The 8,133-nt window shown below is 71.2% G+C and carries 4 protein-coding genes; all 4 read left to right on the top strand.

Annotated features, from left to right (window positions below; translation table 11 throughout):
- Window positions 1–7: 7 nt before the first annotated feature.
- Window positions 8–3,964 (top strand): type I polyketide synthase, encoded by a 3,957-nt coding sequence (locus tag WMF28_RS32865; protein ID WP_437597389.1) that lies wholly within the window; start codon window positions 8–10, stop codon window positions 3,962–3,964.
- 267 nt (window positions 3,965–4,231) lie between these two features.
- Window positions 4,232–4,639: a DUF7793 family protein gene (locus WMF28_RS32860; RefSeq protein ID WP_437597388.1), complete on the top strand. Its 408-nt coding sequence runs from the start codon at window positions 4,232–4,234 to the stop codon at window positions 4,637–4,639.
- On the top strand, window positions 4,636–5,742 hold the full coding sequence (locus WMF28_RS32855; RefSeq protein WP_437597387.1) for a PAS domain S-box protein: 1,107 nt from the start codon (window positions 4,636–4,638) through the stop codon (window positions 5,740–5,742). The genes WMF28_RS32860 and WMF28_RS32855 overlap by 4 nt, the downstream gene beginning before the upstream one ends.
- Before the next feature lie 95 nt (window positions 5,743–5,837).
- The gene (locus tag WMF28_RS32850) at window positions 5,838–8,075 is read left to right on the top strand and encodes a DUF3160 domain-containing protein (RefSeq protein ID WP_437597386.1); all 2,238 of its coding nucleotides are present in this window, start codon (window positions 5,838–5,840) and stop codon (window positions 8,073–8,075) included.
- Window positions 8,076–8,133: the final 58 nt, after the last annotated feature.

Genomic DNA, 8,133 nt, shown 5'->3' with positions numbered 1-8,133 from the left:
CGCGCCGGTGACAGATTACGAGGCTCGTTTACGGCAAGCGATCGCCACCATCCGGGAGCTCCGAGCCGAGCGAGACGCCCTCGCGCGCGCCAGGTCCGAGCCGATCGCCGTCATCGGCATGGCGTGCCGGTTCCCGGGCGGCGCGTCGACGCCGGAGGCCTACTGGCGGCTGCTCGAGGACGGCGTGGACGCGGTCACGGAGATCCCCGCCGAGCGGTGGCGCCTCGACCCGGCGCCCGACGAGGCCCCGGATCCGCGGGCGCGCGCGGTCCGCTGGGGCGCCTTCCTCCGGGAGGTCGACCTGTTCGACGCGCGCTTCTTCGGCATCTCGCCCCGGGAGGCGATGGCCATGGATCCGCAGCAGCGCCTCCTGCTCGAGGTGGCCTGGGAGGCCCTGGAGCGCGGCGGGCAGGTCCCGGAGCGGCTCGTGGGGACCCGCACGGGCGTGTTCCTGGGCATGAGCACCAACGATTACGCCCACCTGTGCGGCGCGTTTGATCCCGGCGCGCAGGACGTCCACGCCATGACGGGCAACTTCTTCTCTTTCCCTTCAGGCAGGCTGTCCTACACGCTCGGCCTCCAGGGGCCGAGCCTGACCGTCGATACGGCGTGCTCGTCGTCGCTCGTCGCGATTCACCTCGCGTGCCAGAGCTTGCGGAGCGGCGAGTGCTCGCTCGCCCTCTCGGGCGGGGTCAACGTCATCCTGTCGCCCGTGATGATGCGGCTCATCTCGACGACAGGGGCGCTCTCGCCGGACGGCCGATGCAAGGTCTTCGACGCGGAGGCGAGCGGCTTCGTTCGCGGCGAGGGGTGCGGGCTCGTGCTCCTGAAGCGGCTCTCCGACGCGCAGGCCGACGGCGATCCCATCTGCGCCGTCATCCGGGGCTCGGCGGTCAACCAGGACGGCCGCTCCACGGGGATGACCGCTCCCAACGTCCTCTCCCAGCAATCGATGCTGAAGCAGGCCCTGGAGAACGCCGGCGTGCAGGCCTCGGAGATCGGTTACGTCGAGACGCACGGGACGGGGACGTCGCTGGGGGATCCGATCGAGATCGAGGCGCTCGCGCAGGTCGTGGGGAGGCCGCGTGCGACGGAGGCCGGGTGTGTCCTCGGGGCGGTGAAGACGAACATCGGTCACCTCGAGTCGGCCGCCGGCGTGGCGGGGTTGATCAAGGCCGTGCTCGCCCTCCAGCACGGCGCCATCCCGGCGAACCTTCACTTCAGGGCGCTCAACCCGCGCATCAAGCTGGAGGGCACGTCGCTCGTCATCCCCACGCGCAAGCTCGCGTGGAAGGCGGGCGGTGCCGCGCGCCTCGCCGGCGTGAGCGCGTTCGGCCTGAGCGGGACCAACGCGCATGTGATCCTGGGGGAGGCGCCGCCGAGCACCGCCGCCTCTGCGGGCGAGGCGCCGGTCGTGCTCTTGCCGCTCTCGGCGAGGAGCCCGGAGGCGCTCCTCGCGGCGGCACGGGCGTTCCGGGATCTCCTGCGCGAGCCGGTCACCGGCGCGTCTCCGCGCCTCGCGGACATCGCCTACACGGCGAGCGTCCGGCGGAGCCACCATAACCACCGCCTGGCCGTGGTGGGGAGCTCCCGGGAGGAGCTCGCGGCGTCCCTCGACGCTTGCGTCGAGGGACAGGCGCCTCCGGGGGCGACCCGGGGCGTCGCCGAGCCGGGAGCGCGGGCCAGCGTGGTCTTCGTGTTCTCGGGGCAGGGATCGCAGTGGTTCGGCATGCACCGGGAGCTCTTCGCGGAGGAGCCGAGCTACCGCGCCGCGCTCGAGGCCTGCGACGCGCTCGTGCGGCGCCACGCGGGCTGGTCGCTCCTGGGCGAGCTCGATGCGCCCGAGGCGACCTCGCGCCTGCAGGAGACGGAGGTGGCCCAGCCGGCGCTCCTCGCCGTCCAGGTGGCGATGACCGAGCTCTGGCGGTCCCTGGACATCCGGCCCGGCGCGGTCGTCGGGCACAGCGTCGGCGAGGTCGCGGCCGCGCACCTCGCGGGCGTCCTGAGCCTGGAGGAAGCCGTCCGGCTGGTGGTGCTGCGCGGGCGCCTGATGCAGCGGACGAAGGGCCGCGGGAAGATGGCCCTCGTCTCGGTGCCGGCCGAGGAGGCGGCGCGTGTCCTCGAGGGCTCGGGCGATCGTCTCACCATCGCGGCCGTCAACGATCCGCGCTCGGCCGTGCTGGCCGGCGAGGAGGAGGCGCTCTCGGCCGTGCTGCGCCGCCTGCGCGAGGACGGGGTGGACTGCCGCCTGCTACCGGTGAGCCACGCGTTCCACAGCGCGCAGATGGCGCCGCTGGATCGCGAGCTCGAGATCGCGCTCTCCGGGCTCTCTCCGCGGAGGGCGGCGCTGCCCCTGTTCAGCTCGGTGACCGCCGCGCCGGTCGCGGGGAGCGAGCTCGATCCGGCGTACTGGGCGAGGAACATGAGAGAGCCGGTGCGGTTCGCGGGCGCCGTCGACGCCGCGCTGGCCGCGGGGTACCGGATCTTCCTCGAGGTCGGCCCGCACCCCGTCCTCTCCGGCCACCTCCAGCGGTGCTTCTCCGCGCGGGGGGCGGAGGCCCATGCGGTCTTCTCGTTGCGGCGAGGGTTCCCGGCGCGGCGGTGCCTGCTGCAGTCGCTCGGCGCGCTCCACGCGCACGGCCATGCCGTCGAGTGGAAGCGCCTCTATCCGGCTGGAGGGCGCTGCGTCTCGCTGCCGACGGTTGCCTGGCAGCGGACGCGGCACTGGATCGAGCGCGAGCGACCGGAGGCGCCGGACGTCCCGGCCGCGCCGCGCGCGTCCGGCGGCGCGCCCGCCCCCGAGCCGGACGCGGGCGGCGCGGCGGCGGTCGCCCTGGTCGAGCGCCTCAGGGCGGCCCCGGCCGGCGAGCGCCGACGGGCGATGGAGGGGTGGCTGCAGACCTCCGCCGCGCAGACGCTGGGGCTCGGCGATCCGGGGAAGATCGCGCCGGGCGCGAGCCTGCTCGATCTCGGGCTCGACTCGCTGATGAGCCTGGAGCTCCGCGACCGGATCGAGCTGGGCTTCAAGGTCAAGCTGCCGATCCACCTGCTGCTCGAGCATCCGACCGTCGCGGCGCTCGCCGAGCGCGCGCTGGACTCTCTGAGCTTGCCCGCGCCGCCGGGCGGCGAGCGCGCGCCCGAGGACGGCGGCGCGCCGCGAAGGTCGCCGCTCGTCGCGATCCGGCCCGGCGGCGAGGGATCGCCGTTCTTCTGCGTCCACCCGTTCGGCGGGCCGGTGCTCTGCTACACCGAGCTCGCTCGCCACCTGGGGACGGAGCGGCCCTTCTACGGCCTCCAGGCGAGTGGGCTGGACGACGGCGCCGCGCCCGACGAGCGGATCGAGGACATGGCCGCGCGTTATATCGAGGCCATCCGGGCCGTGAAGCCGGCGGGCCCCTATCTGCTCGGCGGCTGGTCGCTCGGCGGGCTCGTTGCGTTCGAGATGGCCCACCAGCTCGTGAGGTGCGGTGAGCGCGTCGCGCTCCTGGCCATGATCGATGGCTACATCTCGAGCCCGAGCAGCCCTGAGCGCCGGCTGTGGCAGCTCGTCGAGTCCGCGAGGATGGCCCGCCCCGGGATGGCGTACGACGAGCTTTGCCGGCTCGACGAGGGCGAGCTGACGGAGCTCGTCCTCGGCGCAGCGCGCGGCGTGGTGCCGGGCTTTGCCGCCGCGGTCAAGCGGCTCGGGGTGGCTCATGGGCGGGCCGCGCGCTCCTACGTGATGCCCTGTTATGGTGGTCGTGTCGTCTATTTCCGGGCAGCGGAGCAGCCGCCGCCCGGCCCCTTCGGCCCGGCGACCGAGCCCTACGGGACTCTCTATCAGCCCATGGCTGGGATCTCGTCACGACCGATCGAGATCGATGAAGTACCGGGATCTCATCACACGATGCTCCGGGAGCCTCACGTCAGGGTCCTGGCAGAGCGGCTCCGGGAGCGCCTGCTCGCCGCGGACATCCGCCCCTGAGGACCACGGTGAGGCGCGCGGGGCCCGGGTGGCCGCGCCGCGCACAACAGGCAGAGCGGAGTACATGGAGCGCTCCTGTGATCCTCCGCTCCACGTCTGCTCGGGCGTGCAGCTATGCTGCTCGTCCAAATGTGTCTACAATGAAACGCTATTCTGTCCGGTAGACTTTCGGTAGAAGTTTATAGAGTACCTGTACAGCGCGGCCGTTCTGGTGTGTTCGCGGCCGGATGGTCTCCGCGAGCGGACAGCCGGTGTGAGGAGAATAGGGTGGACAACAGTGCGGTGGTAACCTTCTCGTCTGGCAAGATCTGGCTCGACGAGGTGAACGGAATTATTCGGGTCGAGTTCACGCCCGGGACCCATCAGACGCTCCAGATCGCCCGAGAGGTCATCGCCGGTATCAGCGCGATCGGAGACGGCGGGCGGCGGCCCGCGCTCGTCGATCTCACCAAGGTGAAGGCGATTGACCGCGACGCCCGATCCTACTACGGGGGCCCCGAATCGATCGCGAGCTGGCCTGCTCTGGCGATGCTGACCGACTCGCCCTTGAGCACGACGATCGCGAACATCTGGCTCGCGGTCTACAGCGCGATCAACGGACGACGCGCCAACCCGTCCAGGATTTTTTCCGACGAGGTGGCCGCGGTCGAGTGGTTGAAAGGGTTCCGTTCGTGAGCGAAGGAGAGCAGTCGACCGACTCTCGTGTTGCCGAGCTCTGCTCGATCCTCCTCGGGGCGAGCGCAGCGGAGGGCGCGGTCCCAGGCGGAGCAAGCTTCGACCTGGCGAATCGCGCCGCCGAGGCGCTGGTGGAGGAGGTGCTCGAGCGGCGAGCGAGGGAGGAGCGGCTGGAGCGCCGGCTCAACGACATCATGGTGATGCTCAACTCCATCGTGTCGTTCGACTTCTCGAAGCGAGCGGAGATCAGCGAGCGAGGCGACTCCTGGGACGCGCTGGCGCTCGGCCTGAACATGGTGGCCGAGGAGCTCTCCTCCAGGGTGGTGTCCAGGGAGTACGTCGATAACATTCTCCAGTCGATGAGCGATCTGCTCGTCGTCGTGGACAAGGCGGGCACCATCACCAGCGTGAACGCGGCGGCGTGCCGCCTGTCGGCCTACGCCGCAGAGGAGCTCGTGGGCGCGCCTGCGAGCAGCATCTTTCCGGCCGCGTTCCCCTGCGTCATGGGCGATGACGAGAGCAGCGTCCTGATCGAGGAGACGGCGTTCCAGAAGAAGACAGGGGAGATCGCCGCTGTCTCTCTCTCGACCTCCATCATCACCGACAGCGTCGGGGAGAGCCAGGGGCTCGTCTGCGTCGCGCGAGATCTCACCGAGCGCAAGCGCCTCGAGGAGGAGGAGCGCCAGCGCCTTGAGCAGGTGGTGGCGACCCAGGCGCTCCTGCTCGAGGAGCTCTCGACGCCGCTCATGCCGATCGCGGATCAGATCCTGGCCATGCCGGTGATCGGCTCCGTGGACGATCGCCGCTCGGTCCAGATCATGGAGACGCTGCTGAACGGCGTCGTGGCGCGGGAGGCGCGGATCGTCATCATCGATATCACCGGCGTGCGGAAGATCGATGCGCGGGCGGTGCAGGGCATCGTCAACTCGGTGAAGGCGGTCAAGCTCCTCGGCGCGCAGGTGGTGCTGACCGGCATCCGGCCGGAGGTCGCCGTGGCGCTCATGGAGCTCGAGTTCGACCTCGGTGGCATCTACACGTTCGGCTCGCTGCAGACAGGCATTGGATACGCCATGAAGCAGCTCCAGAAGCCCGGCTTGACCTGACAGGCGACGTGGCCGCGACGGCGAGCCCGGCATCGTCCTTGCCCATGTCGGGCTCGCCGCGCCTCCGGAGAGGCGCGCTCCGAAAGGGGAACACGATGCCCAGGACGCTCCTTCACTTTTCCATCGTCCCGCTCCTCCTCGCCCTCGCCGGCGGCTGCTCCATCGAGGGCCGCCCGCCGTCCGGCACCGGCGGCACGCAATCGGAGCAGCCGCCGGCGCCGCTCGGGCCCGAGCAGCAGGCGGAGCTCAGCGCGCTGCTCGCCGAGCGGGAGGCCTCGGCGAGCATGACCGCCGACGGCTTCACCTCGAAGTACCGCGTCGCCTTCGCCTCGGGCCTGTCCTACGCGCCGGCGGACGCCGACCGCCTGTCGCTCCTCCAGGGCTCCACGCTCCGGCTCGACGCGGACGAGCTCGCGAAGCTGTCCGCGAACGGCTTCGTCATCTCGGAGAAGAAGAGCTTCCCGACCTTCGTCTACGGCTACGAGAGCATCTACGCCCTCGACCTGCCGCTCTACGTGTCCGCCGACTCCATCCTGTACGCGGTCCACCGCTCGTACGACGCGATCCTGAAGCAAGTGGAGCTCGCCTCGCTCGCCCCCGAGCTCGCGACGATGCTCGCCGAGATGCGCGCGCGGCTCGCCGCGGGCGGAGGCGGCGATCTCGGCGCCGAGGCGCGCGCCGACGCGGACCTCTACACGGCCGTGGCGCTCGCGCTCTTGAGCGACGCGCCCGTCGCGCCCGTCGCGGGCGCCGACGCCGCGAAGATCGACGAGCTCGTGGAGGGCGCGAAGGCCCACCAGGGCATGGGCGCGGTGCGCCTCTTCGGCTCCGACCGGCTCATGGACTTCTCGCAGTTCGAGCCCCGCGGCCACTACACCGACACGCCCGAGCTCGGGCGCTACTTCCGCAGCATGATGTGGCTCGGCCGCGTGGACTTCCGCTTCCTCGAGACCCAGGAGGACGGCAAGCAGGTCTTCCAGCGGCGCCAGCTCGAGGGCGCGTACGTGCTGCGCGCCCTCGCCGAGGAGGAGACCCTCGCCCGCTACACGCGCATCGACGACGCGATCCAGGCCTTCGTCGGCGAGAGCGACTACATGACGCTCCCCGAGCTCGACGTGCTGCTCGCGGATCTCGGCCTCAGCGACGCCGCCGGCCTCGCCGGCGTCCCGGACGACACGATCGTCGAGGTCGTGATGAAGAAGGGCCACGGGACGCAGCGGATCTCGAGCCACATCATGATCAACGGCCTCGACAAGGGCACGATGCCCCTGTCGTCGAGCTTCGCGCTGCTCGGCCAGCGGTACGTCGTCGACTCGCACGTCTTCTCGAACGTGGTCTACGACCGGGTGAAGGGCGGCGCCGTCAAGCGCATGATGCCGAACCCGCTCGACGTGGGCTTCGCCGCGCTCGGCAACGATCAGGCGGGGCTCTTGCTCGCGCCCGAGCTCGGGCAGTTCCCCTACGCGCCCGACCTGCACATGATGCGCGTGCTCGTCGACGCGCACCCGGGCGAGTTCTGGAGCAAGAACCTCTACAACCGCTGGCTCGGCGCGCTGCGGGAGCTGTCGCCGGCGCGGGCGCTCGCCGACGCCGCGGGGCTGCCCGAGGTGGCCAAGACCGAGGCGTGGGGTCGGCGCCTGCTCAACACGCAGCTCGCCTCCTGGGCCGAGCTCCGGCACGACACCCTGCTCTACGCCAAGCAGTCGTACACGGGCGGCACCACGTGCGACTTCCCGGACGCCTACGTCGACCCGTACCCGGCGTTCTACGCGCGCATCGCCGAGCTGGCCGAGCACGGCGGCCGCGTCGTCGAGTCGCTCGATCTGTCGGGCGCGTCGTGGCTCACGGAGCGGCTGCCGGCGTACTTCGCGCGGCTGCACAGCGTCGCGCGGACGCTCGGCGAGATGGCCGCGAACGAGCGCGCCGGGCTGCCCCTCACCGAGGAGCACCTCGCCTTCATCAACCAGGCGGTCCGTGTCCAGATGGGCTGCGGCTCGCCGGAGGGCGCCGAGGGCTGGTACGCCCAGCTCTTCTTCGACGTCCTCGAGAGCGTGACCCAGGACCCGACGATCGCCGACGTGCACACCCAGCCCACCGACGAGGTCGGGGCCCCGGTCGGACGCGTGCTGCACGTGGGCACCGGCCTGCCGCGGCTCATGGTCGTCACCGCCGATCCCTGCGGCACGCCGCGCGCGTTCGTGGGGCTCGCCTCGTCGTACTTCGAGAAGATCACCGAGAACTTCGAGCGCATGACCGACGAGGCGTGGGCCGGCGACATCCTGGAGACGACGCCCGGCGACGTCGCCTGGATGAAGGACCTCGTCTCCCGCTGATGTCGCGGTTCAGGGGCCACTCCGGCGCGAGCTGGCCCCTCTGAAATGTGTGCCGTTC

The sequence above is a fragment of the Sorangium sp. So ce590 genome, assembly GCF_051521365.1.
GTDB lineage: Bacteria > Myxococcota_A > Polyangia > Polyangiales > Polyangiaceae > Sorangium.
Note: the sequence above shows the minus strand (reverse complement) of the source record. Positions and strands in the feature narration are given on the sequence as shown.

What these genes read in the sequence shown, in the direction of transcription:
- WMF28_RS32850 (WP_437597386.1), top strand. Translation starts at nt 5,838, where the DNA reads ATGCCCAGGACGCTCCTTCACTTTTCCATCGTCCCGCTCCTCCTCGCC.